The sequence below is a fragment of the Moorena sp. SIO3I6 genome, assembly GCF_010672095.1.
The window spans coordinates 1-2,280 of the sequence record NZ_JAAHHU010000758.1; the positions used below are offsets into that span (position 1 = coordinate 1).

At 42.6% G+C, this 2,280-nt stretch carries 3 protein-coding genes; 1 reads left to right on the forward strand and 2 read right to left on the reverse strand.

Annotation, left to right across the window (positions count from 1 at the left end):
• Together coaBC and F6K49_RS42340 are read right to left on the reverse strand one after the other, a co-directional pair.
• The coding region (gene coaBC, locus F6K49_RS42335) for a bifunctional phosphopantothenoylcysteine decarboxylase/phosphopantothenate--cysteine ligase CoaBC (protein WP_293107367.1) at window positions 1-756 on the reverse strand (756 nt) is incomplete at its 3' end.
• Window positions 753-965: a DUF2555 domain-containing protein gene (locus F6K49_RS42340; RefSeq protein ID WP_070393300.1), complete on the reverse strand. Its 213-nt coding sequence runs from the start codon at window positions 963-965 to the stop codon at window positions 753-755. The genes F6K49_RS42340 and coaBC, both read right to left, overlap by 4 nt.
• Window positions 966-1,266: 301 nt before the next feature.
• Here F6K49_RS42340 and F6K49_RS42345 point away from each other — a divergent pair, with 301 nt between their 5' ends.
• Window positions 1,267-1,485: a hypothetical protein gene (locus F6K49_RS42345; RefSeq protein ID WP_293055239.1), complete on the forward strand. Its 219-nt coding sequence runs from the start codon at window positions 1,267-1,269 to the stop codon at window positions 1,483-1,485.
• Window positions 1,486-2,280: the final 795 nt, after the last annotated feature.

The following is a 2,280-nucleotide window of genomic DNA, read 5'->3' on the forward strand; positions in this document are numbered from 1 at the left end:
TACTGTCCGGATACCCATCGGTGCTTCCCAAGTAGCTGGTCCATGAACTAGGGTAACAACTGCTCCCCGATTTCTGGCAGCTTGGGCTAGGGCTAGTCCCATCTTGCCTGTGGAGGGATTCCCAATAAAGCGTACTGGATCTATATATTCCCGAGTGCAACCAGTACTGATTAAGACTTGTTTACCGGTTAAGTCTCGTTTGCCACCAGTGTAGAGCAGGGATTGGATAGAGGCGATTATCTCCTCTGGTTCTGCCATCCGTCCTGCACCAATGCGATCGCATGCTAATCGTCCTGCGGTTGGACCAACACTATGATACCTGGGGTCACTTAACAGCTGTTGCCAATTTCGTTGCACTGACTGCTGCTTCCACATATCTGTATTCATAGCTGGTGCCAACAAAATAGGGCAACTAGAGGCTAGAACCGTATTGGTTAGTAAGTTATCTGCTAAACCATAAGCCAACTTACCTAGGGTATTAGCCGTCAGAGGAGCAATCACCAATACTTCTGCCCATTCCCCTAATTCAATATGCACCGGGCGTTCGTGCTTTGCTTGCCAGAACACGTTGTCTGTATAAGCTGGATGGCGAGAGAGGGTACTTAGAGTCAAAGGAGTGATAAATTTTTCAGCTCCCTGGGTTAGAATTACCCTTACTTCAGCAACCGCCTTAAATAGGGTAGAAACAACCTCACAAACTTTATAAGCAGCGATGCCCCCACATACACCAATTAAAACTCTTCTACCCTTATTCACGCCTCGTCGTAAGCTTCCATGTCCAGTAAGTAGAGATAGGGTTGTGCTAACTCTGGACGCTGAAACGCCAGTGCCCGCAGTAGATGCCAATCTTTGAGTCCTTCAAATGCGCCAGAGTAATCATCCAGCTCTAGACGTGCAGCCAACTTGGCAACGTCCTCTGCACTGAGAGCTGAAAGGTCACGTTGGGAAATGGTCGTAGTTGCCATTGCTCACGCCTCTCTTGGTTAGCTTTTTTGTTAACAGTTGTACGTCTTCGACAACTTTACTTCTATTATCCCTATTTAGTGACACGACTGACTATAGATAATACCAGCTTTAGCGTGAAGTATTCGTAAATTTTTTATCAGTTTTTAGGGGTCATTTGTATGGAGGCTTACTATAGAAATACAAATTATCCAAAAACTAACTATATTTAGTGATTTATTATTAGTCATTATTAAAGCCCCTTTCCCAATCAGAAATTGTCACAATAAAAGTAGAGTGACTTTTCCATGAACTCTTAGGGTTATGGCTGCTACCCTTACCAGACCCCAATCAATTGAATCCTGGTTGGGTGATGAAGTCGAAAGCCTGGTTAGTTACAAGGCAAACCTTAGTAAAGATTTATTGCATCTCCCTGGCCCTGATTGGGTGGCACGGATTTTTGGCAATAGCGATAGCTCTTCCCAAGTCCTCCGCAGTCTCCAGCAGTTGTATTCAGCTGGACTACTGCTAATCGTTGGCTAATTGATAGTCTAGCGTCTTTTATCAGTAGGCTCAGATGGGTGATAGCACCTCAAGTAGCATCTCAAGAGCATCTCAAGTAGTGCATTAGCTGAGGGCTGAATGCTTACATTAGGGTTTGCTGAAAAAGTCAATAGGTATGGGTAGGAGTCAGCGAGTGTGGAGTCAGCGAGTGTGGAGAAATGGGAATTATATAGGAGGTAGTCGGAAGAATTGTCCCTTGATTTTTCTGCTCTTGTCTGCCCAAAATGTGAATTAAATGAGCTTTTTCGACCGATTTGCTTGCACTTGTTTCGTACCAAAAAGGCTAAAACCTTTATCTGTAAAGGCTTTGAGAGTTAATCAGCAAGCCCTACATTAAGTGGTAGATTTTTGAGATAAAAAAATACTAGGAGGTTAAATCAAATGAATCTGCTCAACCCCCTATTCCTTTACGGAATTAGACATTTTTCCTAACTCACGTTACTTACAGAGACTAATACGAAATCAGTTAGCTTTTGATCAAGATTCAGTAAAGTTTCAGACCAGTATAGATTTAGCATTATACGTTTCTACGCAATTTCTCAATAACCGCTGGTTGACAAATTGGATCAGCAATTTATCAGGCAGGGCTACCCACCAGTCGATGCTCTATAGCCTTTTGTCGAATCAAATCTGGTAAGGGGGGGATTCAGGGTAAACGCATCTTATTTGGTATAAATGGTAACATACAAAAAATTGATTAACTCAATTTTTTGTGAAATTCGAATAAATCCCATCCTAAAGCAGTTTTTTTTGTTCAAAGTCAACAAATTTTCC

Coding starts and splice junctions, on each gene's coding strand:
- F6K49_RS42340 (WP_070393300.1), bottom strand. CDS start 965: ATGGCAACTACGACCATTTCCCAACGTGACCTTTCAGCTCTCAGTGCA.
- F6K49_RS42345 (WP_293055239.1), top strand. CDS start 1,267: ATGGCTGCTACCCTTACCAGACCCCAATCAATTGAATCCTGGTTGGGT.